Consider the following 23,081-nt stretch of genomic DNA (forward strand, 5'->3'; position numbering starts at 1 on the left):
CGACGCCAGCTCCGAAACTTCCGGAGGCGCCATGTTCCGCTCCCTCACCCGCGCCCTGCTCGCCGCGCCCCTGGCAGTCGCCATCGCCACTCCCGGCGCGAGCTCTGCCGCGCCCCACGCGAGCACTGCCGCTCCCGGCGCGAACGCCGCCGCCCACGGCGCGAACGCTGTCGTTGACCGGTCAGCTCACGGCGTACTGAAAGAGGAGCCTGGCAGCTACGTCTCCGCCCAGCCCGGTCCCGGCCGTTTCGCGCTCGTGGCCGGCGGCAGGGCAGCACCGCTGGTGGTCAGCGCCGCCGACCACGCCGGGGTGATCCGGGTCGTGGACGACCTGCAGTCCGACATCGCCGCCGTCACCGGCGTGACCCCCGCGGTGGGGCACGACCGGATGCCGGGCACCTCAGCGGGCAGCCCCGTCCTGGTCGGCACGATCGGCAAGAGCCCGCTGATCGACCGGCTCGTCGCCGCCGGGAAGCTCGACGTGCGCGGCATCGCCGGGAAGTGGGAGACGTCCGTCGAGCAGGTCGTCGACAACCCGCTGCCCGGGGTGCGGCGGGCGTTCGTCATCGCCGGCAGCGACCAGCGCGGCACCATCTACGGCGTCTACGACCTGTCGAAACGCCTCGGGGTCTCGCCGTGGCACTTCTGGGACGACGTTCCCGCCCGCCACCGGGACGCCGCCTACCTCCTGCCCGGCCGGCACACCCAGGGCACACCCGCCGTGAAGTACCGGGGCTTCTTCATCAACGACGAGAACCCCGCCACCGGCACGTGGGCGCCCGGTTACTTCGGTCCCGGCAAGGCACCCGGTTATCCCGGCGGGCTCAACGCGGACTACTACGCCAAGGTGTTCGAGACGATGCTGCGGCTGCGGGCCAACTACCTGTGGCCGGCCGTGTGGGGGCGCGCGTTCGCCGAGGACGATCCGCTGAACCACGCCACCGCCTCGTTCTACGGCGTCGTGATGGGCACCTCGCACGAGGCACCGATGATGCGTGGCATCGAGGAGTGGAACCGGCGCCCGGCCGGCACCGGGGAATGGAGTTTCCGGCGCAACGCCGACGCGATCAAGGCGTACTGGCGCGACGGCGCCCAGCGCATGGTTGATCAGAAGATCGAGGGCGTCATCACGCTAGGCATGAGGGGCAACGGCGATGTCAGCCTGCCCGACGGCGACGGCATCGACCTGATGAGCTCGATCATCGACACCCAGCGGCAGATCCTGCGCGACACCGGGCTGATCGGCGCGCCCCAGGTGCAGACCCTCTACAAGGAGGTGCAGCGCTACTGGGACAAGGGATACCGGCCACCCGACGACGTGACGGTTGTGTTCTGCGACGACAACTGGGGCAACCTGCGCGAGCTTCCCGACGCCTCACTCCCGGCCCGGTCCGGCGGGTACGGCATGTACTACCACTTCGACTACGTGGGCGGCGGGCGTAACTACAAATGGGCTGACACGGTCAATCTGACGAATACGTGGGAACAGCTCGATCTCGCGTACCGGTCAGGGGTGGATCGGTTGTGGATGGTCAATGTGGGTGATCTGAAGAACGAGGAACTCCCCACGCAGTTCTTCCTCGACTACGCCTGGGACCCGAAGGCGTGGCCGGTGACCCGGCTCGGTGAATGGGAACGGCAGTACGCCGCGCAGAACTTCGGTCCTCAGCTCGCCGGGCCGATCGCGGAGGTGCTCGGCGAATACGGCCGGCTCCAGTCGCGGCGTAAGCCCGAGCTGCTCAACCGCCGCATCACGATCGATCCCGCCACGAAGGTCATCACCTATGACGATCAGGCGAGCCCGTTCAGCCTCACCGACTACGGCGAAATGGACCGGGTCACCGCGGAATGGCAGGCCCTCGCGGCCCGCGCCAGCAGGATCAAAGTGCCTCCGGCCTGGGAGACCGCATTCTTCCATCTGGTCGGCTACCAGGTCAGAGCCACCGCCAATGTGTACGCCCTGCGGCGCGCCGAGTTCACCAACATCCTGTACGCCGGGCAGGGCCGCGCCGCCACGAACGACCTCGCCGACGCCGCCGAGTCCTATTTCGCCGTCGACCAGGCCCTCAACGCGCGCTACAACACCGGGAAATGGCGCAACTGGCAGCTCCAGCCCAAAATCGGCTACGGAAATGTCGCCCGCTACGGCCCGAACGCGCCCTGGCAGCAACCGGAGCTGAACAACGTGGCGCTGCCCGACGAGATCTACCCGTACCTGCAACGGATCGACGTGCCCGCCGCGGCGTCGATGGGGGTCGCGCTCGACGGCGGTGATCCGGTGACGCTGCCCGCTTTCAGCCCGTTCCAGGCCCAGCCCGGCCAATTCATCGAGGTCTACAACAAAGGCACGACACCATTTGCGTACGCGATCAGCGCGGCAGCGCCGTGGATCAGCATCACGCCGCGCCAGGGCACGGTGACCAAGCAGATCCGGGCCTCCGTACGCGTCGACTGGTCCCGGGCACCGCGCGGCACGACGACCATACCGATAACGATCACCGGCCCCGGCGGCTCGCAGGTCGTGGTCCAGGCCCCGATCGACAACCGGGTGACCCGCCCGCACGGTTTCGTGGAGGCCAACGGTTACGTCGCGATGGACGCCACCCACTACACGCGCAAGATCGGTGACTGGCAGCTGCTGCCGGGCATCGCCAAGACCGGCGACGGCATCAAGCCCGTGAGCGGCGACGGAGCCCGCCTGGAGTACGAGATGACGCTCACCAGCAGCGGCCCGGTCGACGTGACGGCCGTGCTGTCCCCCCGCAACGACCACCCCCGCTACGCCGTGTCGATCGACGACCAGCCACCGCAGACCGTGGACATCACCGCGGCGACCGGCGCCGACGACACCACGATGAACCGCCAGTGGGAACGCAACACCTCCGACAACGCCAACGTCACGACCACCACCCACCAGATCACCGGCGCGGGCCGCCACACGCTGAAGTTCTGGATGATCGACCCGACGGTGATCGTGCAGCGCCTCGTCGTCGACACGGGCGGCGTCCACTACAGCTACCTCGGCCCGCCCGAGAGCAGGAAGGTGACCCGATGAACCGCCGCGCGATCCTCGCCACCGGCACCGCGGCAGCCGTCGCGGCGGCGTTCCGGCCCAGGTCCCGCCCCCGCCCGGGCCGGCGCTGGCTGCCCGGCTGGGTGGCGATGCCCCAGCTCACCGAGCCCGGCAACCTGCCCCCGGCGCCGTTCACCGCTCTCGCCGACACGACCGTGCGCCAGACGGTGCTCGTGCGGGTGCCGGGCGACCAGGTGCGCGTACGTTTCTCGAATGCCTTCGGCACGTCCGACCTGACCCTCACCGCGGTTTCCCTGGCCCGCCCGCTCGATGGCCGTGCCGGAGCCGCCGAGATCGAGCCCGGCACGTCCCACCCGGTGACGTTCTCGGGCCGCCCCTTCGTCACGGTCCCGCCCGGTGCGCAGGCAGTCTCCGATCCGGTCGCCCTGAGCACGCCCGGGATCCTGACGGTGACCACCTACCTCGCGACGGGCCAGCCGGACACACAGATCACCTCGCACCCCGGCTCGCGCACCACGTCCCACCTGCTCAGCGGCGACCACCACGACGACCCCGCCCTGCCCGGTGCAACACCCGTCGACCACTGGTACCTCGTCAGCGGCATCGATGTCCACACCGCCGGCGACGCCACCGCCACGGTCATCCTCGGCGACTCCCTCACCGACGGCCGCGGCTCGACCACCAACGGCAACGACCGCTGGCCCGACCAGCTCGCCGCCCGCCTTCCCGCCGGAACCGCCCTGCTCAACCAGGCCGCCGGTGGCAACCGCGTCCTGCACGACGGGCTCGGCCCCAGCGCCCTCGCCCGCCTCGACCGCGACGTCCTGGCGCTCGGCGGCGCCACCCGCCTGATCGTCTTCGAGGGCATCAACGACATAGGTACGGCCGCCGCGACCCCCGCGGCGCAGCAGTCGGTGGGCGATGAGCTGCTGGCCGCGTACGACCAGATCATCACCCGCGCCCAGGCCCGCGACCTGCGCGTCTATGGCGCGACCCTGACCCCGATCGGCGCCAACACCGGCTACGACGACCCCGCCGGCCTCCGCGAGCAGACCCGGCAGCAAATGAACACCTGGATCCGGACGAGCGGCCACTTCGACGCGATCCTCGACTTCGACGCCGCGGTACGCGACCCGGCAACCCCGCGCAATCTCCTCCCGGCCTACGACACCGGCGACCACCTCCACCTCAACCCGGCCGGGTACGGCGCCCTCGCCCACGCCGTACCCCTCAGGCTGCTGCACTGACCGTCAGACGCTGGCGTATCCCCCGTCGATGAACCACTCGGCACCGTTGACATAGGTGGCGGTGTCCGACGCCAGCAGCAGCGCGGCCGACGCGACCTCGTCGGGTTCGCCGAGCCGTCCCGCCGGCAGCACGGTCTCGAACATCTTCACGAACTCGTCCCGCTGGTCCTCGGGGGCGACACCGAGCAGGCCCGGGGTCCGGATCGGCCCCGGGCTCAGCACATTGACCCGGAACCCGTTCTCCCGCGCGTTCAGCGTCCAGCTGCGGGCGAAGTTGCGCAGCGCGGCCTTGGTCGCGCCGTAGACCTCCATGCCCCGGTCGGGACGCGTGGACGTGCTCGACCCGATGAGGATCACCGAGGCCCCCTGCGACAGCAACGGCATCGCCTTCTGCACCCCGAACACCGCGCCCTTCACGTTCGTGGCGAACATGGCGTCGAACTGCTCCTCGGTGATGTCTCCGAGCACGGCCGGCACCGCGCCGCCCGCGTTGGCCACCAGGACGTCGATCCGGCCCGACCGCCGCGCGACAACCTCGTAGAGGGCGTCGAGGTCGGCCAGGTTCCCCACATCGCACCGCACCGCGACGGCCCGCGGCCCGAGCTCCGTGGCCGCCGCGTCGATCGCGGCCTGCCGGCGGCCGGTGATGAAGACCTGCGCACCCTCGGCGACGAACCGCCGGGCGATGGCCAGCCCGATCCCGCTGGCCCCACCGGTGACCACGGCCACCTTGCCGTCCAGAAGTCCACTCATCGGTCACTCGCTCTCGCTTTATTGAATGAATCGTCCATAACGTAGGCGGTTATGGACGATGTCGTCAAGAACGCTTAGACTGCGAGAGTGGTGAGGCCGAGAAAGTTCGACGAGGAGAGCGTGCTGACCGCGGCACGCGACCAGTTCTGGACGACCGGGTACGCCGGCACCAGCATGGATGCGATCGCCGCGGCCACCGGCCTGGGCAAAGGCAGCCTGTACGGCGCGTTCGGCGGCAAGCGCGAGCTCTTCCACCGGGTGTTCGGCGACCACTGCGACGAGGCGATCCAGCTGGCGAACCGCCGGCTGAGCGGGGCGGATGAGCAGGCGCTCGAGCGGCTCACCGCGTACCTGATGGACCACGCGGCCTTCTCCAGTGACCCCCGCCACCGGGGCTGCCTGCTGGCCAAGACCACGGCCGAGCTGACCGAGCACGACGAGGTGGTCTCGGCCCGCTCCCTGGGCGCTTTCCAGGCCGTCCAGCAGGCCATCACCGCCGACCTCGAGGCCTGCCAGCGCAATGGCGACATCGACCCCGCCGCCGACCCGCGGCAACTCGCCGCCCTGCTGCTGGCCGTTCACCGGGGCATCGAGGCCCTCGGCAAGGCCGGGACCGACGAGAGCACCCTCCGGAACATCACGGAGACAGCCCTCGCCGGCCTTCCACGCCCGGCGCTCAGTCCCGCTGAGAACGCTGGATCGCCTCGGCGATCCGCTTGACGCGCTGCAGCCGGGCATCCCACTCGGAGCCGACCGAGGCCAGCTGAGCGACGGCGCGGGCGAGCTGGGCGTCGTCGATCCGGTAACGGCGCTCGCGGCCCTCCGGCGTGGCCCTGACCAGACCGGCGCGGTCGAGGACGCCGAGGTGCTTGGCGACCGCCTGCCGGGTCACCGGAAGCTCCTGGGCGAGGGTGGTCGCCGTGCCCCCACCCCCTGCCAGGAGCAGGTCGAGCATCCGCCGCCGGGTCGGGTCACCGATGGCGGACCACAGGTCGTCGTCGACCGTCACCGGTGGACCTTGAGGCTCTCGGCGTACGGCGCGAGGCGGGGCATGAAAACGCCCCAGCCGGTGACGTGGTCCTGATAGGTCTCCTCCAGAACGGCGACCTCCCAGCCCATCTCCCGGAACCCCGTCTCGGTCATCCGCAGCATCGTCCCGTCCCCCGACGGCGTCAGCTCGAACGTGACCAGCAGCGAGTTGCCCGCCACCGCAGCCTCGCCGGCCGGATGCGTCCACCGGAACGAGAACATCCGCGGCGGCTGCGCGTCGACAACGGTGAACGCCACCACCTTGCCGCCGGCATTGCAGTCACCGAAGACGATCTCGCCCTCCGACCCGGGCACGGGCTCGTAGCGGGCATCGTCCGGCCACCACCCGCGCAGATGCTCCGGACTGCTCACCACGTCGAAGACGATCTCGGGCGACGCCTCGACGAAGACCTCACGCTCAATGGTTCCGTTCTCCATGACATCCTCCTGCAACCTTCGGTTGCACATGACGATAGCCCCGTGCGGCGCGCAATGCAACCAAAGGTTGCGTTTTACGAACGAGGCGGCGCCAGTTCGGACTCGCGGTCTTCCTGGTCGTGATGAACGGGGGCGTGCTCGCCGTGCTGCTGAGCCGGACGGCCTAATCCCGCCGGGCGACACAGGATCCACCCGGGAGTGTCAGTGACGCCGGTCACGTCGATCCGGACGTAATGTCGGGCCACTGCCACGTCGAGGAAGGGCCCGGATGGATCCCATGCTGGTCGAGGGGCTGCGTCCCGGCGATCACGTCTGCTGGACGTACGCCACCGATGCGGAACGCCGCCGGCTGGCCGCCGCCTATGTCCGGTGCGGCCTGCGCGACCACCATCGGGTCGTCCACCTGGCCGCCGCACCCGGCCGCGACGAGGCCCTGGCCGATCTCGCCGCGGCCGGCATCGACGTCGCACCCGCCCTGCGCCGCGGGGACCTGCAGGTGCTGATCGCCACCGACGCCTACCTCGACGACAGCGGCGCCTTCGACGCCGAACGAACCCACCACCAGTGGACCGAGGCCGTCCGCAGCGCCCGCCGCGACGGGTACGCGGGCCTGCGCGCCCTCGGCGACCTCACCTGGGCGGCCGCCGGGGCGCCCGGCGCGGACCGGATCGGCTGGTTCGAACGCCAGCTCAACCGGGTGTTCGCCGACGGCTACGGCATGGCGGTATGCACGTACGACCGCCGCGTCTGCAGCCGCACCCTGCTCTCGGACGTCGCCCGCGCCCACCCCTGCACGGTGACCGCGGACCCGGCCGGACGCGAACCCCTGCTCCGCATGATCCGCAACGCCACCGGCCTGCGCCTGTCCGGCGAGGCCGACCTGTCCAACCGCGACTCCCTCGCCACCCTGCTCGGCCACCTCCTCGAGGACACCGGCACCCGCCCCGTCGTCACGATCGACCTCGCCGACCTGCGCTTCGCCGACGCCTCCACCTGCGAACTCATCGTCCACACGGGCCGCAACGCCGACGGCCGGCTGCGGACCATCGGCGCCCGTCCCCAGGTACAACGCCTGCTCACCCTGGTGGGCGGCGCGCTGGTCCCCGGCCTGCTCTAAAGCAGCGTCGCGCCTTCGAGGACCAGGGGCGCCCAGGCCGGGGCACCGGTCGTGCCGTGCTTCGGGTCGACGCCGACGAACCGGGACCCGCCGATCCGCGTGACCGTGTGCCGCGCCTCCCAGTCGACCTCGGTGCGCTCCCGCAACCGCTCCCCGCACCGCCAGGTCCGGGTATTGAAGTCCACGACGCTGGAATGGCCGTGGATCTGGCCGAACGGCACCGGGCGCCCACCCTCCTGCCACGACGGGTAGAGCTGCGACCCGGCCGCCGCCCACAGCGGGCCGTCATAGTCGCGCAGGAGCTCCTCGGGCCGGGTGTTCAGCAGGTCAGCCGCGGTCGCCGCGGTCACCGGGCCGTCCAGCGCCCGCCACGACGCCGCGGTGAGACCGGCATGGGTGAGCAGAAACTCCTCACCCTCAGCGGTCCGCACCGCCGCGGCGACCCGCACCCATTCCCGCATCCACCACGTACGCAGGGTCGCGACCTCGCCGTCCCCCAACGGCTCGGGCCAGAACACCGCGTCGTCGAGATACTGCCACTCATGGTTGCCGATCAGCTGGATCCACCGCCGCGGCCGCTCCCCCAGCCGCGCACCGACCAGCTCCAGCACCCCGCGACTGTCCGGCCCCCGATCCACCAGATCCCCGACCTGCACAACCACAACATCAGGATCGTGTTCGTACGCCACCAGCGCGTCCACCAGCTCCCGAACGCACCCGCCGACGTCCCCGATGACCACGATCTTCGCCATCCCGCCCCCGCCCTCAGACCACTACTCGGAAGATAACCGCTTCATGCTCGGCGGCGGCCGCGATGAACAGGGCCGCGACCTCCCGGGCGTCACTGAGCAGCGTCTCCAGGAGCCAGTCGCGCTGTCCGCCGGAATACCCCAGCCCGGTTGCCGCGTCGGCGAGGGCGGCACTGTATTGCGAGACCCAGGCGTCAAGGGTGGCGTGGCTGAACACGCCGGCGATCTGCCGCACCGCGCCGGCGTCGAACACGCCGATCATCCAGTAGTCATCCCAGTCCGGCGGCAGGTCGCTGAACAGCCTCGCACCTGGGCTGTCACCGCTGCCCAGCCGCAGCAGCGCTCCGATCAGCGCATCGGTGTCCTCAACACCGACCAGGACACCGCGCTCCTGATCTGCCTCTTCGAGGAAGTGCGGCACCAGCACCCGCAGCTCCGACGGTGCACGGCCCCGGACCGACTCCTCGGGAACGCGCCTCCAGAAAGCATCGACTGTCACTACGGATCCCCCCGTCCCGGAACGGTGATCATGCCCGGCGGGCTCGGCGGATCGGCGTCGGGCCCCCTTGCGCCGCGGCCCCACACTGCGGTGCAGGGGGTGGTCACATGGTCACGATGCTCGTAGTCCTGGCACTGCTGCTGGTGGTCCTCGTCGCTGTCGTCGTCCGCCGCGGCAACACGGGGATCAACCCCGCCCCGCACCCGGCCGTACACGACTACCAGGAGAACCGCAGCGAATAGCCGCCCGGCCGTGCCGTGGCGCAGGGAGTTGGCGGCTAGGCGCCCGCGACGACGAGGCGTACGGGCGTGCCGTGGCGCAGGGAGTTGGGGATCTCGGCGATCGTGTCGACGTGGGCGACGAGTTCGGCCAGGCGTTCGGCGGGGGCGTCGCCGGCCAGGTCGACCTCGTAGGTGATCTCGCCGGAGACCGCCGGGGAGCCGGTGAAGTCGCCGCGGGCGGTCACCTGGACGCGGGTCAGCGTGATGCCGGCCGCGTCGGCCTCGCGGAACAGGTCGTTGGAGACGCACCCGGCAACGGCCAGGTAGAGCAGCTGACCGCCGTTGAACCCGAGCCCGCCACCGCCCGCCGCCACGGTCCGGTCGACGACCAGGGTGAAGGCACCGGCCGAGCCGACGGCGGTGGAGCTGCCCTGCAGCGACGTCGTACGCACCTCGAAGCTCATGTGGTCAGTCAAACACGGGCGGGTTGCGGGGCTCCGCGATGATCGCCCTCATGGAGCTGGTGGCGGTCGTTCTGGTGGTGTGGCTGGTGATCGCCCGCAGCGGCCGGGTCCGGTGGCCGGTCGCCGCAGCGCTGGTGCTGCTGGGCGGGGCGGCGTGGCTGGGGGTCCGGGCGTTCCCGCTCGGCACGGCGGAGATCAACCTGGGCGGCCTGGTGCTGGCCGTCGCTCTGGTCGCCGCCGGCCGCGAGGTCGAACGCCGCACTCTGGGGCCGGGCCCACGGTTGCGGGTCGTCTGGCCGTTCCGGGTGCTCGCCTCGCTGAGTCTGCTGCTGGTCTGCTGCGCGAGCTCGGACTGGATCAGGCCGGAGCCGTTCTTCCGCGGCAGCGATGTGGTGCTGCCCCTCCCCGCCGGTCTGCACGCCACCGTCGAGCCCCACGACGCAGCCGACTGCGGCACCGGCGTCTGCACTGCCCACATCACCGTCACCGGCCGCCCCGGCCAGTCCGCGGCCGACCTGCAAGCCGAGCTCCGCGCGCACGCCCGCACCCGCGGCTGGACCAGCGACTGCCGCCCCGCCGGCTGGATCCTCACCAAGGGCCAGGAGTGCCTCACCGTCGGCCTGACCTCTGCCGGTGCACAGATCACCCTGGAGGGCTCCCGGGACTAACCAGGCCAGTCCGGTGGTGCCTGGCCGTGTTCGAGGTCGACGGCGGAGTAGTCACCGGACACGATCGCGGCTTGATTCCGGAGGCTGTCGCTGCCGGGGTCCCAGTAGCGGAGGTGGAAGAAGGTGTCGGCGTCGTATTCGTTCGCGCCGAATTCCGCGGCCTGGGGGCTGGGACCGTGCACCCCGTCGTACAGGGCTGCGAGGAAGCTTCCGACGATCGGGACCATGACCGGGCCGCCGGTGGCCGACACCGGATCCGTGGGTGAGGAACCGATCCAGACGTGGCGGGGATCGGGTGTCAGGGTCGCTGCCAGATCGGTGTGTACGCCGGGGCTGCCCTGGGTCACGATGTCGTCGACCGGCAGGCGCCCGGTGAGTGCGGCCTCCCCGACCACGGTCGAGCCGTAGGAGTGTCCCATCGCGACGAGGTGCCCCGGTTTCCCCTCGTGGGTGGCCCGCAGACCCTGCATGAACGCGGCGTACGGAGCCGCCCCGGCCCGTGACCGGTCGCTTCCGGCAACCGACAGGGGCTCCGGCGCGTTGTAGCCCAGCCAGTACACGGTGGCGACGCTCTCGCCGGCCCGTGATGCTTCGCGCTGGAGCTGGACCATGCGCTCGACGTTGCCCCGGGTGTTCCCGATCGTGGTGCCCAGCCCCGGCACCCAGACCGCGGCGTGCGTCGCGGCGTCAGGATCCCCGACGGCGATGACCGCTCGCCCGTCACCCGCTGTGTCGAGACCGAGGAGCAGACCCTGCGCCCCCGCCCGCTCCAGCCCACCTCGCACCGCGGCGAGTCCGTCGAGCTCCTTGCCGATCGCCCGGAGCCGCCGCCACAACCCGTAGTCGTCCCCCGACCGTGGCCTGACGTGTGGCAACCGGTTGCGGAGGGCGTCCTGCGCGGCATCAAGATCGGCGAGGCGGCGGGACAGCCACCGACGGTTGGCGGCGTCGCGGTCGCGGCAGGGCACCCCGTCGAGGGCGCCGACGAGCTGCGGGAAGTCACGGATCGCCTGGTCCTGCCGCTCCGGGCTCAGCCCGAGCCACCACCGGTTCACCTCGGCGGGCGGGCGGCCCTGCCGGGCTCGCACCTGATCCTCGCTGACAGTCGCGGCCGGAGCGGACCCGAAGCCGTTCCGCCGCTCGGGCAGCCCGGCGGTGATGGCCGCCGAGGTGCGCGCGTCGCTCTCCGCCGCCCGGTCGACGATCCCCTGCAACTGGTGAACGTAGCCATCGATCCGCTGGGGCATGCAATGCAACGCGGACGCCCGTTCATAAACGCCCTCCGCAGCATCGACGACTCCCGAGGACAGGTCGACGCGATAGCCACCCACTTTCGCCTCTGCGGCGATGCCCGTCACCGTGTCCTGGAGGGCGCGGATGGTCGCGGCGTGCTCGTGCAACGCCCGCGCGACCGCCCGGCACGGCAGGACGGCGTTCGACGCCTCGGCGCGCAACAGGGTGGCTTCCCGGGCTGCGGCCTCCGCCGCGGCGCCGGCGGACCACACGGTGCCGAGATCGCGCGTGGCGCCGATCAGCGATCCGGTGGCGTCATCAAGGGCACCCGCCATCGCCTCCCAGGCATACGCCTCGGCGTCGATCCGGCCCGGGTCGGTGCCCATCACCACGTCCAGCGTGACTGTCACAACCCGGCCCCGGCGGCGTTGAGCCGGTCGGCGGATCGGCTGTCGGCGGCGCGGTAGGCGGCGGCCGACGCTGACATTGCCGCGCCGAGCCGCCGGACCTGATCGGCGAGCCGGCCCAGAAAGCCGGCCCACACCCGATCAGCATCACTCAGAGTAGCGTCGCACGGCCACGCGAACACCCCGTCATCAGCCACGATCACCCTGTGCACATTGTCGAATGCAGACGCTACAGCCTGCACGGATGTTCCCATTGTGGCCAGTGCCGCAACATCGGTCTGGCTTGCGTAAGTTGTCATAGTCCGCCGCTCCCCCATGGATTTCCATCACCCACCGTCACGCTACAACGGTCGTCGATGGAGGTTCGACCCGCTCCGGCGTGGCGACCCGGTCAGGAACCCGATACGTGATGCGGGCCGCTAACTCTCGTAGGAGCCGGGCGGGCCCTGATAGAGGGAGCCGTCGACGTACGGCCAGGCGTTCGCTTCGCAGCCGTGCAGGCCTAGGGTCTGCTGGAGCATGACCGGGGCCGGCTCGCCCTCGCCGGGGCAGCGCTCGTGACCGTGGCCCAGCCGGTGGCCGACCTCGTGGTTGACCATGTACTGGCGGTAGGCCGCGAGGGTGGTGCCGTAGTGCGGAACACCCTTGGTCCAGCGTTCGACGTTGAGGATCACCTTGTTGCCGTTGCGGCAGGAGGTGTAGCCGTCGGGGACGTCGCCACACATCGCGTCGCGGGTGTCGGGCGTGACCAGGTAGATCGTGAAGTCGTAGGCCTGCCCCGGCCCGGACCGGCGCAGCTGCACGCGACCACCGGCGGTCCAGCCCCGTTTGTCGCCGAGGGTGGTCGTGACCGCCGTGGCGAAGCTCGCGGCGGTCAGGCCCCTGATGTCGCGTTCCACGGCCACGCGGTATCGCAGCAGCTGACCGGAGTGGCCGGCAGCGGGCCCGGACTGTGCCGCGGCGACCGTCCACCGGCGTGAGCCGTGCGAGGGGTAGGTGATCGGCGCAACCACCCGAGGGCGAGCAGAAGAGGACGGGCGCGCGGCAGGCGGATGCGCGGCAGGTTGAAAAGACGGGGCGGACAAGGGCGTGGGTGCGCAGGCCGCCGTCAGGAACAGCGCCAGGACGGCCGGCAGTCTCTGAATGATCATCTCGACCCGACAACGTGGCGGGCCCGCGAAAAAGTTGCCTAGGCGGCGAACAAATCCAGCGTCGCAACGAGCTGTGAGTGCACCGGAACGGGCAGTGCGTCCAGGGCGAACCAGCCGAGCTCGTCGAACTTGTGCGGTTCACCGTTGACGACGTCGGCGGGCTCCACGCGTACTGAAAAAATCAGGGCGACCCAGTGGGAGCCGGGGCGGACGACGTTGCGGACCCCCAGCATGCGGATCTCCCGGGGTTTCGCCCGGTATTCCTCGCCGACCTCGCGGGTGACGGCATCCTCGAAGCTCTCCCCGAACTCGAGGGCACCCGCGCCGCAGTCCCAGGTGCCCGGCTCGTCACGGGCGCCGGAGGAGCGGCGCGCGAGCAGGATCCGGCCCTGGCCGTCGTGGCAGACGAAGGCGCAGGACACCGCCGGTGCTGTGCTCATCCCGGTATTCTCTCGGGGTCACGGATCAGGGTTAGCTCCGGGGGTTCACGGGTGTCTCTCAGGACACAGTGGACGGCAGGCTCTGGCTCATGCGATTACTGCGTACCACCATGAGTGCAGTTGTCCTGGCAGCCGGGCTCGCCGTCGCCACGTCCGCACCCGCGCAGGCCGCGGCTGGCCCCGACACAGCCGCGCAGGAGGCGGTAGGCCTGGATACGGCCGCGCTCGAGGCGTCCCTGGCCGGTCTGCCGGATGCCGAGGCCAGTGCCGCCCTGGTCCAGGTCCGGGGATCCGCCGGCAGCTGGTCGGGTTCGGCAGGGCGGATTTCAGTACGCTCAGAGCGCCCGCCCGCCGCCGACAGCAGGTTCCGGATCGGCTCGATGACCAAGGTGTTCACCGCCACCGTGGTCCTCCAGCTCGCCGCCGAGGGCAAACTCAGCCTCGACGGCACCGTCCAGCAGTACGTCCCCGGTTTCCTGCCCGCGTCCTACGCGCCGATCACCGTACGTAACCTGCTGACGTTCACCAGCGGCCTCAACCACGTCTCCGTGCCGCACAAGACACCCGCCTGGTTCTTCGAGCACCGCTACGACCACTGGGCGCCCGGCAGCCAGATCGACCTGACCCAGGACCTGGCGTTCACACCCGGCGAGTACCAGCGGTACGGCAACGTCGACTACATCATGGCCGGGCTCGTCGTCGAGAAGGTCACCGGTCACACATGGGCCGACGAGGTGAACCGCCGCATCATCCGCCCGCTGCACCTGACCGGCACGAGCACGCCCGGCGACGACATCCGCATCCCCGGCCCGCACGCCCACGGCTACGAGGCCACCGCGGACGGCTGGCGCGACGTCACCCTCGCCAACACGACCCTGCAGTGGTCGGCCGCGTCGATCATCTCCACCGCCGGTGACCTGGACCGCCTGATGGTCGCCCTCTTCTCCGGCCGCCTGCTGCCCGAGCCCCAGCTCGACGAGATGTTCACCGTCCCCGCCGGGATCACCATGTTCGGCACGGACACCCCGGCGGGCTACTCGGCCGGCCTGCAGCGTCTCGAACTCGGCGGCACCGTGATCTGGGGCAAGAGCGGCGACCGCCCCGGTTACAACAACGGCATGGGCGCGACCCGGGACCTCTCCCGCCGCATCGTCTACTCGGTCAACACCCTGAAAATGGGTGGAGACCAACCGGTCCGGGCGCAGCGCATCATCATGGCCGCGCTCAGTTCCAAGAATCTCTAGGTACGCAGGTACGACGCCCCGTTGACGTCCAGGATCGCGCCCGACGCCCACGCCGACGCAGGATCGGCGAGGTGCACGATCGCGGCCGCGACCTCCTCGGGCGTCCCGACCCGGCCGAACGGGCTCTGACCCCGCACGGCGTCGCCACCGTCCCCGGCCAGCTTCGCCGCCTGCCGCTCGGTGGCGACGAACCCGGGCGCGACCGAGGTGACGGAGATCCCGTGCGGGGCGAGCGCGACGGCCATCGACTGCCCGAACGCGTGCAGAGCCGCCTTGCTCGCCCCGTACGCGGGGAACTCCGGCTCGCCCCGGAAAGCGCCCCGCGAGCCGACGTTGACGATGCTCCCGGGCGCACCCCGCGCGATGAGGTGCCGGGCCACGCAGTAGGTCACGTCCGCGGCGCCGAGCAGGTTGACGTCGAGCATGCCGCGCCAGGAGCGCTGCCAGTCCGCGTACGAGACATCGGTGATCTCGTGCCGGTTGGCGGGCGCCGGTGCAGTGGCCGCATTGTTGACCAGCACATCGACACCACCCAGCCCTTCCACAGCCGCGGCGACGATCCGCTCCGCGTCGTCGGGAAGCCCTCCACCGATCAGCATGTGCCCTCCGCCGGCCAGCAACCCGAGCGTCTCCTCCGCCTCGGGCCGCGACGCCCCGTAGTGAACAGCCACCCGATCCCCCCGCGCCGCAAACGCACCAGCAACCGCCCTGCCGATCCCCCGCGACGCCCCCGTCACCAGCACACCTCGTGAACTCATCCCCCGATCATGCGACCTTCGCGGTGTCCGGTGCCTGTGCGGGGGTCTGTGTCCCGGTGACCGGGGTGGTGCGGCGCCGCAGGGGGACGCCCGCGGGTCAGAGAAGCGCGGCGATCTCGCCCGGCCGGTCCCACTGCGGCCAGCACCGCGTAGGCCAGCTCCGGAAGCAGCCGCCGGTAGATGCGGGACCCGCCCCGGGTTGCTCGGCGACGCGCAGGTCCCCCTTGGCGGTCGGGACACTGTGTTCGATCATGACTTCTCATCACGGATGACGACGGTGGCGACTGCCACCGCGAGCAGTGCGGCCGTGGCGAGACCGGCGAGGGACCAGGACCAGGCGCGCCAGCCGGGGAAGCCCTCTACGGCGAGCCAGTGGATGACGAGGTTGACCGTGGCGCCGATCGGGAACGTGAAGGCCCAGAACACCGGGGTGAAGCGGAGCCGGCCGCCGCCGGCGAAGAGGATCACCTGGACCAGGACCATCAGGAATGTGATGCCGAGCAGCAGGTAACCGACCGGGTCCAGATGCCCGCGGGCGATCACGAACCAGGCGATACCCCCGGCGGCGGGCGCGGAGACCAGGACGGACAGCAGCGGCTTGAGCGGGGTGGGCAGCGGTTCGCCGGTGAAGAGGCGGTTGAAGATCATGGCGCCGATGACCGCCCACAGGAAGACGCCGATGCCGAACGCGCCCTCGGCGGCCTGACGCAGCCGCAGGAGCCCAGCCCGACGCTCGCTATGAACGGCCCGGCAACCGTCGGCAACAGGTAACCGGGGTGCAGACCGGCCGCCGGCAGGTTGCCCAGCAGCCAGTGAGCCAGCAGCTGGGCCAGCAGGACACCGAGCGCGACGACGAAGACCACGACCGCGACGCGGGCCACGTCGTGCAGGTACTGCGTGTAATGAGTAGCGATCAGGATGCCGATGACCGGCACGTACGCGGCGAACGGGCCGAACTGCGCGTCGCGGCGGTCCTCGGTGAACGACCCCGAGCGGCGGTCGGTGGCGCCTCGGTGGTCATCCGGCCAGCAGACCAGCCGGAGCGGGCCGGGGTATACCCGAAATGGATCAGTGGAAACGGGTGGGAGCCGGGCACGCCCGCTATGTGCACCACCTGAACAGGTGAGGCAGAGTGGCGGGGTGATCAGGCGGATGAAGGCTTGTCTCAACGGCGGGCGCGCTGCGGGCGTACCCATGAGGCCTGGGGAACTTGCTCTGGATGCGGCGGCGGCGGTCGCGGCAGGGGCTGAGGCCGTCCATATTCACCCGAGGGACGCGGCGGGGGCTGAGACCCTGGACGCGGTTGCGGTGGGTGCGACGGTCAAGGCCGTCAAGGAGCGGTGCCCGGGCACGCCCGTGGGGGTCACCACCGGTCTGTGGATCACCGACGGCAGTCCGACCGTACGCCTGGAGCGCCTACGCGCGTGGGCGGATCTCCCCGAGGCGAGCAGGCCCTCGTTCGCGTCCGTGAACCTGGGTGAGGGGATGTTCCACGAGACCGTTGCCGTGCTGGAGGGCGCCGGGGTTGCCACCGAGGCGGGGGTGTGGTCGCGGGCGGACGTCGAGCTGCTGCAGGGCGTACCCGTGGAGAAGGTGTTGATCGAGGTTTTGCGCACGCCCGCCGCCGAGGCGATGAGCGTGGCCGACCTGATTCTGGAACGCCTGGAGCAGCTCGGGGTGGCCGGGCCGCGGTTGCTGCACGGGGAGGATGAGGCGTGCTGGCCGCTGATCCGGTATGCCGGGCGGCTCGGGCTGCCCACCCGGATCGGGCTGGAGGACACCCTGGCCGACGAGACCGGAGCACCCGCCCGCAGCAACGCCGGCCTGGTGAAACGGGCCATTGCCGTGTGGGAGGGTGAGCGTCACCGGCCCAGGACGTAACGGCGCAGGTCGCGGGTCTGGTCGGAGATCGGGCGGACGGCGAGCATGCAGGTGTCGTCGTCGGGGTTGGCCTGGCGCAGGCGGCTGAGGAGTTCGCCGAGGGGGCGGCCCGGGGCGGCCGCGACGGCTTCGTCGACCGAGCGGATCACCGAGGCCAGACCGTCGTCGGGGCCGTTGCGGCGGTGTTCGACGAGGCCGTCGGTGTAGCACAGGAGCAGGTCGCCGAAGGCGAGGTCGAGGACCGCCGCCTCGTAGACGGCGTTCTCGACCACGCCCAGCATCGGGCCGGAGGGCCGCGGCAGGGTGGCCGTGCGGCCGGCCCGGGAGAGCAGCGGCGGCGGGTGACCGGCCTGGGCCCAGGTCAGGCGGCGGCGGGCCGGGTCGTAGCGGGCCACGATCGCCGTCGCGGTGGTCTCCGGGTTGCGGGATTCCTCGGACAGGTCACACAGGAGCCGGTTCAGGTGCCCGAGCAGGACCGCCGGGTCGCGGGTGGTGACCGCGAGGGCGCGCAGCGAGTAGCGCAGCTGGGCCATCGTCGTCGCGGCCTGGGTGCCGTGACCGGCCACGTCACCGACGGCGAGGAGCACCGAGCCGTCGCTCATCGCGGCGGCGTGGTACCAGTCGCCGCCGACGAGGTCCTCCTGGCTGGCCGGGAGATAGCGGACCGCGACCTTGAGGCCGGGCAGGTCGAGGGGCTCGGGCGGGACCGGGAGGATTACCTGCTGCAGGCGTGCCGCGAGCGCGTGCTCGGCGGCCAGGCTGCGGCCCTGCTCGGCGAGCTGGCTCTCGACGTCGGCCAGGCGCTGGGTGCTCTGTTCCAGGGCGGTCACGTCCTGCACTATGCCGAAGTAGCGCAGCGGGGTGCCGGCGGTGTCGCGGACCACGTCGGCGACCGCCCGCAGATGTTTGACCCGGCCGTGCAGCAGGACGCGGAAGGTCACGTCGACGCTTTCGCCGCGCTGCAGGGACAGCAACGAGAGGTCGCGATCGGGCCGGTCCTCGGGGAACACCAGCGCGTCGGTCTCCACAGGGGTCATCGCGCCGAGCGCCGGGTCCCGCTCGAAGATCCTGTACAGCTGCTCCGACCAGCGGGTCTCGCCGCTGACCAGGTCCCATTCGGCCCAGCCCAGGTTGCCGAGGCGTTCGGTGCTCGCGATCCGCTGCCCCGCCTCCTGGCTGAGGTCGAGCCGCTCCCAGGTCATCAGCAGAGCGCCCTCGACGCGGTGGGCGCGGACCCGCCACCGGCCCTCGCCGTGCTGGAACGGGCCGGTCTCGGTGGGCTCGCCGGTCTCCAGGACCCGCGCGTAGGCGGCCCAGCGGTCGCTGGCGGCGGTCCCGGGGAACTCCTCGGCCATCCGGGTGCCGATCAGCTCCCTGCCCAGCCGCCCGTCGCCGAGGACCGCGCCGGGGGTGGTGGCGACGTATTCGAGGTCGATCAGCCGGCCGGACGGGTCACGCACCGGGACGAGCAGGGCCGCCGGTCCCGGCATGGCGTCCAGGACCGCGCGGATCACCGCCAGCCAGGGCCCGGACGGGGGCTCAGGAGCCGGTGCCACGAACTGCACCGCCTCGGCGTACGCCTGCCGGCCACCCATCCAGAACCCCGTCTCCCCCCGAACCACCTGCGACCTTCCCCCCTTGAATACGCCAGCGGGAGGGCCGTCGTCATCACCCGAACGCACCGGGGGTCATCCCACCTGCGGAGTTTCGTCGCACACGTCACCCGTACGGGCGACCGTGGTCATCGTCCTGAAACAGCCATACCGGATCATTGCCTGATGGACCTCGACGGCGCAGCGCGCATCGGATACCGGGTGGAGCAGAGCTTCCGGTACGCCTATGACGCGCCCGTGACCTCGCTCGCGCAACGCCTGGTGGTGGTGCCGCGGCGCCGGCACGGCGATCTCTACCGGCGCTCGCACACGCTGCGGGTGCTGGGCGCCGAGCACGTGCGGCGGTCCCGGGTGGACGCGGCGGGCAACACCGTGGTGCGGGTCGCTGCGGCCCGGGTCGAGCGGGCGGTGGAGTTCCGGCTGACGGCGACGCTGGACCGCGTGGTCGGCGACGGCCCGCCCCGGCTGCCCGCGGCCGCGCTGCACGACCCGCGGGTGCTGCGCCCGACCCGGCTCACCGCGGCCGGCGAGGCCATTCAGGAATTAGCTTCACGTTGCGCCACGCCCGGGATCGGCAACGAAGAGATTGCTGAACGCATCTGCGCGCTCACGCATGCGGCACTAACCTATGAGTACGGAGTGACTTGCGTCTCAACCACGGCTGAGCAAGCACTCGCCGGGGGACGCGGGGTGTGCCAGGACTCGGCCCACGTGATGCTCGCACTGTGCCGCTTCCTCGGTATACCCGCCCGTTACGTCTCCGGGCACCTGATCGGCCAGGGCGGCACCCACGCGTGGGTCGAGGTGCTGGTCCCGAGCCGGGGCGAGGCGGCGGCGCTCGCGTTCGACCCGTGTCACGGCCGGCGGGCCGGTAACGGTTATCTCACCGTCGCGATAGGACGCGATTACGCAGACGTAGCACCGACTTCCGGGACCTATGTGGGCACTCCGGGCGGCACTCTTACGGGGACCCGGGAGGTTAGCGTCATCGATCTCGTGTAATTTACGATACGGAAACCGGAACTACTCCGAATCGACTTAAATCCTCCCTACCTTTCGTCCCAGCTTGAGTCTCGCGACGCCATTCCTCGTATTCGCCTCGCACGCTCTCCGGCTCCATAGACGATTGTGATTTGTCTGGAGACCGCTTTGCCTGCATCAGCTAACGACGGTGGCACCGTGCCCGGCGGCTCGGTGTCCATCAGCGTGCGTGGCGCCCGGCGCGTGTACCCCGTCAAGGGTGGAACCGACCTGATCGCCCTGGACGACGTCGACCTCACGGTCCCCGCCGGCAGCTTCGTCAGCGTCATCGGGCCCAGCGGGTGCGGCAAGTCCACCCTGCTGCGCCTGGTCGCCGGTCTCGAGGACGCCGACCGTGGCGACGTGCGGGTCTGCGGAGTCCGGCCGGCCGAGGCCGCCGCTGCCAAGATGCTCGGCCTGGTCCCCCAGGCACCCGCCCTGCTGCCCTGGCTCACGGTCCTCAAGAACGTGACGCTGCCGCTGCGCGTCAACCGCGCCGCGAGCCGGCGCAGGGCCTCGGCCCCCGGCCCCTCGATGGAGGAGCTGCTGCGCAAGGCCGGCCTGCAGGACGCCATGCACAAGCTGCCGTCCCAGCTCTCCGGCGGCATGCAGCAGCGCACCGCGATCGTGCGCGCCTTCGGGCTGCGCCCCGACGTGCTGCTGATGGACGAGCCGTTCTCCGCCCTCGACGAGTTCACCCGCGAGAGCCTGCAGGAACAGCTCCTCGATCTCTGGGACGAGCTGAAGGCCACCGTGCTGTTCGTGACGCACTCCGTGAGCGAGGCCGTACGCCTTTCCGACAAGATCGTGGTGATGGCGCCCCGGCCGGGCCGGATCACCGACATCATCGACGTACACCTGCCGCGCCCCCGCGGGGCGGAGCTACTGAAGACGCCCGAGTTCCACCACTACGAGGACCTCGTTCGCGACCGTCTCCGTGGCGCCTTCCAGGCGAACGCCGCATGAGCGACTGCACCGAGACACGCCTCCCGGTAGTGGCCAACGGCCTTGCCGTCGAGGGCCAGAAGCGCATGCCTCAAGTAGGCACTGCATGAACGCCGCTGAGGACGTGCTGACCGTGACCGAGCCGGAACCCGAACTGATCGTCGCGCCGCCCGTGCGCCGCCCGATGTGGCGGCCCGGCCTCGGCTTCCTGCACCCGCGGATGTGGCTGCCGCTGGTGCTGATGCTCGCGGTGCTCGCGACGCTGTGGACGTGGGGCGCGCACTCGATGCCCTACCTGCTCCCGCCGCTGGGTGACATCGGTGACACCCTGCGCGAGGACGCCGACTACTACGTGAACAACGCCTGGGTGACGCTCAAGGAAGCGCTCATGGGCCTCGGGCTCGGCCTGGTCGCGGCGTTCGTCCTGGCCGTGATCACCAGCGAGTTCCCCCTCGCCCGGCGCGCGATCATGCCGGTGGCGGTGATCCTCAACGTCACGCCGCTGGTCGCCATCGCGCCGGCCCTCGTGGTGGCGTTCGGGTTCGGCGCCGCGCCCAAGCTGATCGTGACCGGCCTGATCTGCTTCTTCCCGATCCTGATCAACACCTCGATGGGGCTGCGCGCCGTGCCGCAGCCGGTCCTGCAGGTCTACCGGACCGTGAACGCCTCACGGCTCGAGACCCTCTGGTACATCCGGATCCCGATGGCGATGCCGTACCTGTTCGCGGCGCTGCGGATCGTGTTCCCGCTCTCCGTGGTGGGCGCGGTTGTGGCGGAGCTCTCCGCGGCCGGGTCCTCCGAAGGGCTCGGCACCGCGATCAGCCTGGCATCATCGATGAACCGGCTGGCCGCCGTCTACGCGTCCATCGCGATCCTCGCCCTGCTGGGATCCGTGCTGCTGCTGCTCGTGACCGCTCTGGAGCGTCGCGTCCTGCACTGGCACGAGTCCCGCCAGGGCAACGGCGGATAGTCACCGCGCCATTCTCCGAGTCGTCCACCCAGGACGACGGATGTCCCCTGCCCGGATAACCCCCCATCAGGAGTGTTCGACAAAATGCGATACCGGTTCCGTACGGCCATGGCTGTGGCCGCGTCGGCTGCGCTGCTCACCAGCGTCGCCGCGTGTTCCTCGGACGACGACGACTCGGCCACCCCGGCCGCGTCCGCGGGCACCGCGATCTCCGCCGACCGCTGCGCCAAGAACAAGGCCGCCGGCGAGATCACCTACCTCTCCGGCTACCAGTGGCAGGCCTCGGCCTCCATCCTCGAGTACGCCGCCGCGGACAAGCTCGGCTACTTCAAGTCCCTGTGCCTGGACGTCAAGATGCAGCCCGGCACCGGCGACACCAGCCAGAACACCAAGCTGCTCGCCTCCGGCAAGGTCACGTTCAGCCCGGTCAGCCAGCAGGACGTGCTCTCGGCGAACGCGAACGGCATCAAGGTCCAGGGCATCTCGTCGTACTCCAACGTGGGCCTCGAGATCCTCATGACCGAGCCCGCGATCACCGACCTGAAGCAGCTCAACGGCACCACGCTGGGCCAGAAGGGCGCCATGCCCGTCGGCGTCCAGGCCATGCTGATCAAGGCCGGCGCGGACTACAAGTCGATCAAGCAGGTCGTCGTCGGCTACGACCCGACCGTGCTGACCCGCGGTCAGGTCAAGTCGCTGACCGGCTTCATCTCCAACGAGCCCAACCAGCTCAAGGCCGCCGGCAAGGACGTCACCGTGTGGCGCCCGTACGACTACCAGGTCCCCGGCTCGCTGGGCGCCATGGCCGTCAACCCGGACTTCGCCGCCAAGAACCCGACCGCCGTGGAGGACGTGCTCCGCGCCGGTCTGCACGCGTTCGAGTACTGCGAGACCAACGCCGCCGAGTGCGTCAAGGCCGCGTCCGACCTGACCGGCGCCGGCTACGACGAGAAGTCGAACACCGGTATCTGGCAGACCGAGGACAAGGTCATCCGGGACAGCGTCAAGGCGGGCACCCCGCTGGGCACCATCGACACCGCCAACGTGTCGGCCCTCGCGGACATGCTGAACACGTACACCGGGACCAAGATCACATCTACCGACGCTCAGGCGGAATTTTCGTCAGAGTACGTCAAGAACATCTACAACGGCGACAAGCTGATCTGGCCGGCTCCGTAAGGGGCAGCGCCGGATAGGGCG

General features: G+C 70.7%; 26 protein-coding genes. 12 read left to right on the forward strand and 14 right to left on the reverse strand.

Features of this window, described 5'->3' with window-relative positions; all coding sequences use genetic code 11:
• Positions 1–31: 31 nt before the first annotated feature.
• Both Ahu01nite_RS06775 and Ahu01nite_RS06780 read left to right on the forward strand, forming a co-directional pair.
• Complete coding sequence (locus tag Ahu01nite_RS06775) at positions 32–3,055, forward strand: glycosyl hydrolase 115 family protein (RefSeq protein ID WP_203835542.1); 3,024 nt, start codon at positions 32–34, stop codon at positions 3,053–3,055.
• Positions 3,052–4,281 (forward strand): SGNH/GDSL hydrolase family protein, encoded by a 1,230-nt coding sequence (locus Ahu01nite_RS06780; protein ID WP_203835543.1) that lies wholly within the window; start codon positions 3,052–3,054, stop codon positions 4,279–4,281. Before Ahu01nite_RS06775 ends, Ahu01nite_RS06780 begins: the two co-directional genes overlap by 4 nt.
• A gap of 3 nt (positions 4,282–4,284) precedes the next feature.
• On the opposite strand, the gene Ahu01nite_RS06785 is transcribed toward Ahu01nite_RS06780, so the two are convergent.
• Positions 4,285–5,034 carry an SDR family NAD(P)-dependent oxidoreductase gene (locus Ahu01nite_RS06785; protein ID WP_203835544.1) on the reverse strand — a complete coding sequence of 250 codons (750 nt, stop codon included), beginning with the start codon at positions 5,032–5,034 and terminating at the stop codon, positions 4,285–4,287.
• 87 nt (positions 5,035–5,121) lie between these two features.
• Here Ahu01nite_RS06785 and Ahu01nite_RS06790 point away from each other — a divergent pair, with 87 nt between their 5' ends.
• Positions 5,122–5,754, forward strand: coding sequence for a TetR/AcrR family transcriptional regulator (locus Ahu01nite_RS06790; RefSeq protein ID WP_203835545.1), 633 nt, complete (start codon positions 5,122–5,124; stop codon positions 5,752–5,754).
• Here Ahu01nite_RS06790 and Ahu01nite_RS06795 read toward each other — a convergent pair.
• Both Ahu01nite_RS06795 and Ahu01nite_RS06800 read right to left on the reverse strand, forming a co-directional pair.
• On the reverse strand, positions 5,711–6,043 hold the full coding sequence (locus Ahu01nite_RS06795; protein WP_275411713.1) for an ArsR/SmtB family transcription factor: 333 nt from the start codon (positions 6,041–6,043) through the stop codon (positions 5,711–5,713). The two genes, Ahu01nite_RS06790 and Ahu01nite_RS06795, sit on opposite strands and share 44 nt — an antisense overlap.
• Positions 6,040–6,501, reverse strand: coding sequence for an SRPBCC family protein (locus tag Ahu01nite_RS06800; protein WP_203835546.1), 462 nt, complete (start codon positions 6,499–6,501; stop codon positions 6,040–6,042). The genes Ahu01nite_RS06795 and Ahu01nite_RS06800 overlap by 4 nt, the downstream gene beginning before the upstream one ends.
• Positions 6,502–6,769: 268 nt before the next feature.
• On the opposite strand from Ahu01nite_RS06800, the gene Ahu01nite_RS06805 reads away from it, so the two are divergent.
• A complete protein-coding gene (locus Ahu01nite_RS06805) occupies positions 6,770–7,618 on the forward strand; it encodes an MEDS domain-containing protein (protein ID WP_203835547.1) in 849 nt (282 codons plus the stop codon).
• Here Ahu01nite_RS06805 and Ahu01nite_RS06810 read toward each other — a convergent pair.
• Both Ahu01nite_RS06810 and Ahu01nite_RS06815 read right to left on the reverse strand, forming a co-directional pair.
• Complete coding sequence (locus Ahu01nite_RS06810; RefSeq protein ID WP_203835548.1) at positions 7,615–8,370, reverse strand: metallophosphoesterase; 756 nt, start codon at positions 8,368–8,370, stop codon at positions 7,615–7,617. The two genes, Ahu01nite_RS06805 and Ahu01nite_RS06810, sit on opposite strands and share 4 nt — an antisense overlap.
• Positions 8,371–8,383: 13 nt before the next feature.
• Positions 8,384–8,866 (reverse strand): hypothetical protein, encoded by a 483-nt coding sequence (locus Ahu01nite_RS06815; protein WP_203835549.1) that lies wholly within the window; start codon positions 8,864–8,866, stop codon positions 8,384–8,386.
• A gap of 107 nt (positions 8,867–8,973) precedes the next feature.
• Here Ahu01nite_RS06815 and Ahu01nite_RS51300 point away from each other — a divergent pair, with 107 nt between their 5' ends.
• Positions 8,974–9,108 (forward strand): hypothetical protein, encoded by a 135-nt coding sequence (locus Ahu01nite_RS51300; protein ID WP_275411714.1) that lies wholly within the window; start codon positions 8,974–8,976, stop codon positions 9,106–9,108.
• Between the two features lie 35 nt (positions 9,109–9,143).
• Here the strand turns inward: Ahu01nite_RS51300 and Ahu01nite_RS06820 are convergent, their stop codons facing one another.
• The gene (locus Ahu01nite_RS06820) at positions 9,144–9,551 is read right to left on the reverse strand and encodes an OsmC family protein (protein WP_203835550.1); all 408 of its coding nucleotides are present in this window, start codon (positions 9,549–9,551) and stop codon (positions 9,144–9,146) included.
• A 50-nt stretch (positions 9,552–9,601) separates the two neighbouring features.
• Here Ahu01nite_RS06820 and Ahu01nite_RS06825 point away from each other — a divergent pair, with 50 nt between their 5' ends.
• Complete coding sequence (locus tag Ahu01nite_RS06825; RefSeq protein WP_203835551.1) at positions 9,602–10,219, forward strand: hypothetical protein; 618 nt, start codon at positions 9,602–9,604, stop codon at positions 10,217–10,219.
• Here the strand turns inward: Ahu01nite_RS06825 and Ahu01nite_RS06830 are convergent.
• From Ahu01nite_RS06830 to Ahu01nite_RS06845, 4 genes are all read right to left on the reverse strand, one after another.
• Positions 10,216–11,862 carry an alpha/beta hydrolase gene (locus tag Ahu01nite_RS06830; RefSeq protein WP_203835552.1) on the reverse strand — a complete coding sequence of 549 codons (1,647 nt, stop codon included), beginning with the start codon at positions 11,860–11,862 and terminating at the stop codon, positions 10,216–10,218. The two genes, Ahu01nite_RS06825 and Ahu01nite_RS06830, sit on opposite strands and share 4 nt — an antisense overlap.
• Positions 11,859–12,062: a hypothetical protein gene (locus Ahu01nite_RS06835; RefSeq protein WP_203835553.1), complete on the reverse strand. Its 204-nt coding sequence runs from the start codon at positions 12,060–12,062 to the stop codon at positions 11,859–11,861. The genes Ahu01nite_RS06830 and Ahu01nite_RS06835 overlap by 4 nt, the downstream gene beginning before the upstream one ends.
• A gap of 216 nt (positions 12,063–12,278) precedes the next feature.
• Positions 12,279–12,872, reverse strand: coding sequence for a DUF3152 domain-containing protein (locus tag Ahu01nite_RS06840; protein ID WP_307794514.1), 594 nt, complete (start codon positions 12,870–12,872; stop codon positions 12,279–12,281).
• A gap of 176 nt (positions 12,873–13,048) precedes the next feature.
• Positions 13,049–13,450 (reverse strand): NUDIX hydrolase, encoded by a 402-nt coding sequence (locus Ahu01nite_RS06845; RefSeq protein ID WP_203835555.1) that lies wholly within the window; start codon positions 13,448–13,450, stop codon positions 13,049–13,051.
• 110 nt (positions 13,451–13,560) lie between these two features.
• Here Ahu01nite_RS06845 and Ahu01nite_RS06850 point away from each other — a divergent pair, with 110 nt between their 5' ends.
• The gene (locus Ahu01nite_RS06850; RefSeq protein ID WP_239158676.1) at positions 13,561–14,694 is read left to right on the forward strand and encodes a serine hydrolase domain-containing protein; all 1,134 of its coding nucleotides are present in this window, start codon (positions 13,561–13,563) and stop codon (positions 14,692–14,694) included.
• On the opposite strand, the gene Ahu01nite_RS06855 is transcribed toward Ahu01nite_RS06850, so the two are convergent.
• From Ahu01nite_RS06855 to Ahu01nite_RS06865, 3 genes are all read right to left on the reverse strand, one after another.
• Positions 14,691–15,452, reverse strand: coding sequence for an SDR family NAD(P)-dependent oxidoreductase (locus tag Ahu01nite_RS06855; RefSeq protein ID WP_203835557.1), 762 nt, complete (start codon positions 15,450–15,452; stop codon positions 14,691–14,693). The genes Ahu01nite_RS06850 and Ahu01nite_RS06855 overlap by 4 nt on opposite strands.
• A gap of 249 nt (positions 15,453–15,701) precedes the next feature.
• Positions 15,702–16,100 carry an SLAC1 family transporter gene (locus tag Ahu01nite_RS06860; protein ID WP_203835593.1) on the reverse strand — a complete coding sequence of 133 codons (399 nt, stop codon included), beginning with the start codon at positions 16,098–16,100 and terminating at the stop codon, positions 15,702–15,704.
• Positions 16,097–16,648 carry a hypothetical protein gene (locus Ahu01nite_RS06865; protein WP_203835601.1) on the reverse strand — a complete coding sequence of 184 codons (552 nt, stop codon included), beginning with the start codon at positions 16,646–16,648 and terminating at the stop codon, positions 16,097–16,099. The genes Ahu01nite_RS06860 and Ahu01nite_RS06865 overlap by 4 nt, the downstream gene beginning before the upstream one ends.
• Here Ahu01nite_RS06865 and Ahu01nite_RS06870 point away from each other — a divergent pair.
• A complete protein-coding gene (locus Ahu01nite_RS06870; RefSeq protein WP_239158677.1) occupies positions 16,647–17,333 on the forward strand; it encodes a 3-keto-5-aminohexanoate cleavage protein in 687 nt (228 codons plus the stop codon). The genes Ahu01nite_RS06865 and Ahu01nite_RS06870 overlap by 2 nt on opposite strands.
• Here Ahu01nite_RS06870 and Ahu01nite_RS06875 read toward each other — a convergent pair.
• Complete coding sequence (locus Ahu01nite_RS06875) at positions 17,315–18,928, reverse strand: PP2C family protein-serine/threonine phosphatase (protein ID WP_203835559.1); 1,614 nt, start codon at positions 18,926–18,928, stop codon at positions 17,315–17,317. The genes Ahu01nite_RS06870 and Ahu01nite_RS06875 overlap by 19 nt on opposite strands.
• Before the next feature lie 183 nt (positions 18,929–19,111).
• Here Ahu01nite_RS06875 and Ahu01nite_RS06880 point away from each other — a divergent pair, with 183 nt between their 5' ends.
• The 4 genes from Ahu01nite_RS06880 (at position 19,112) to Ahu01nite_RS06895 (ending at position 23,060) form a co-directional block, all read left to right on the forward strand.
• Positions 19,112–19,948, forward strand: a complete 837-nt coding sequence (locus Ahu01nite_RS06880) for a transglutaminase family protein (RefSeq protein ID WP_203835560.1) — start codon at positions 19,112–19,114, stop codon at positions 19,946–19,948.
• A gap of 147 nt (positions 19,949–20,095) precedes the next feature.
• Complete coding sequence (locus tag Ahu01nite_RS06885; protein ID WP_239158678.1) at positions 20,096–20,932, forward strand: ABC transporter ATP-binding protein; 837 nt, start codon at positions 20,096–20,098, stop codon at positions 20,930–20,932.
• A gap of 85 nt (positions 20,933–21,017) precedes the next feature.
• A complete protein-coding gene (locus Ahu01nite_RS06890; protein WP_203835561.1) occupies positions 21,018–21,881 on the forward strand; it encodes an ABC transporter permease in 864 nt (287 codons plus the stop codon).
• Positions 21,882–21,965: 84 nt separating this feature from the next.
• Positions 21,966–23,060, forward strand: a complete 1,095-nt coding sequence (locus Ahu01nite_RS06895) for an ABC transporter substrate-binding protein (protein WP_203835562.1) — start codon at positions 21,966–21,968, stop codon at positions 23,058–23,060.
• Positions 23,061–23,081 lie beyond the last annotated feature (21 nt).

Source organism: Winogradskya humida (genome assembly GCF_016862215.1).
Lineage (GTDB): Bacteria > Actinomycetota > Actinomycetes > Mycobacteriales > Micromonosporaceae > Actinoplanes > Actinoplanes humidus.

Bases quoted from the DNA above. Each gene is read 5' to 3' on its own strand.
- Ahu01nite_RS06875 (WP_203835559.1), bottom strand. From the start codon at position 18,928: ATGGGTGGCCGGCAGGCGTACGCCGAGGCGGTGCAGTTCGTGGCACCG.
- Ahu01nite_RS06805 (WP_203835547.1), top strand. From the start codon at position 6,770: ATGGATCCCATGCTGGTCGAGGGGCTGCGTCCCGGCGATCACGTCTGC.
- Ahu01nite_RS06895 (WP_203835562.1), top strand. From the start codon at position 21,966: ATGCGATACCGGTTCCGTACGGCCATGGCTGTGGCCGCGTCGGCTGCG.
- Ahu01nite_RS06855 (WP_203835557.1), bottom strand. From the start codon at position 15,452: ATGAGTTCACGAGGTGTGCTGGTGACGGGGGCGTCGCGGGGGATCGGC.
- Ahu01nite_RS06845 (WP_203835555.1), bottom strand. From the start codon at position 13,450: ATGAGCACAGCACCGGCGGTGTCCTGCGCCTTCGTCTGCCACGACGGC.
- Ahu01nite_RS06850 (WP_239158676.1), top strand. From the start codon at position 13,561: ATGAGTGCAGTTGTCCTGGCAGCCGGGCTCGCCGTCGCCACGTCCGCA.
- Ahu01nite_RS06860 (WP_203835593.1), bottom strand. From the start codon at position 16,100: ATGATCTTCAACCGCCTCTTCACCGGCGAACCGCTGCCCACCCCGCTC.
- Ahu01nite_RS06785 (WP_203835544.1), bottom strand. From the start codon at position 5,034: ATGAGTGGACTTCTGGACGGCAAGGTGGCCGTGGTCACCGGTGGGGCC.
- Ahu01nite_RS06880 (WP_203835560.1), top strand. From the start codon at position 19,112: ATGGACCTCGACGGCGCAGCGCGCATCGGATACCGGGTGGAGCAGAGC.
- Ahu01nite_RS06820 (WP_203835550.1), bottom strand. From the start codon at position 9,551: ATGAGCTTCGAGGTGCGTACGACGTCGCTGCAGGGCAGCTCCACCGCC.
- Ahu01nite_RS06870 (WP_239158677.1), top strand. From the start codon at position 16,647: ATGAGGCCTGGGGAACTTGCTCTGGATGCGGCGGCGGCGGTCGCGGCA.
- Ahu01nite_RS06775 (WP_203835542.1), top strand. From the start codon at position 32: ATGTTCCGCTCCCTCACCCGCGCCCTGCTCGCCGCGCCCCTGGCAGTC.
- Ahu01nite_RS06865 (WP_203835601.1), bottom strand. From the start codon at position 16,648: ATGGGTACGCCCGCAGCGCGCCCGCCGTTGAGACAAGCCTTCATCCGC.
- Ahu01nite_RS06780 (WP_203835543.1), top strand. From the start codon at position 3,052: ATGAACCGCCGCGCGATCCTCGCCACCGGCACCGCGGCAGCCGTCGCG.
- Ahu01nite_RS06890 (WP_203835561.1), top strand. From the start codon at position 21,018: ATGAACGCCGCTGAGGACGTGCTGACCGTGACCGAGCCGGAACCCGAA.
- Ahu01nite_RS06825 (WP_203835551.1), top strand. From the start codon at position 9,602: ATGGAGCTGGTGGCGGTCGTTCTGGTGGTGTGGCTGGTGATCGCCCGC.
- Ahu01nite_RS51300 (WP_275411714.1), top strand. From the start codon at position 8,974: ATGGTCACGATGCTCGTAGTCCTGGCACTGCTGCTGGTGGTCCTCGTC.
- Ahu01nite_RS06810 (WP_203835548.1), bottom strand. From the start codon at position 8,370: ATGGCGAAGATCGTGGTCATCGGGGACGTCGGCGGGTGCGTTCGGGAG.
- Ahu01nite_RS06800 (WP_203835546.1), bottom strand. From the start codon at position 6,501: ATGGAGAACGGAACCATTGAGCGTGAGGTCTTCGTCGAGGCGTCGCCC.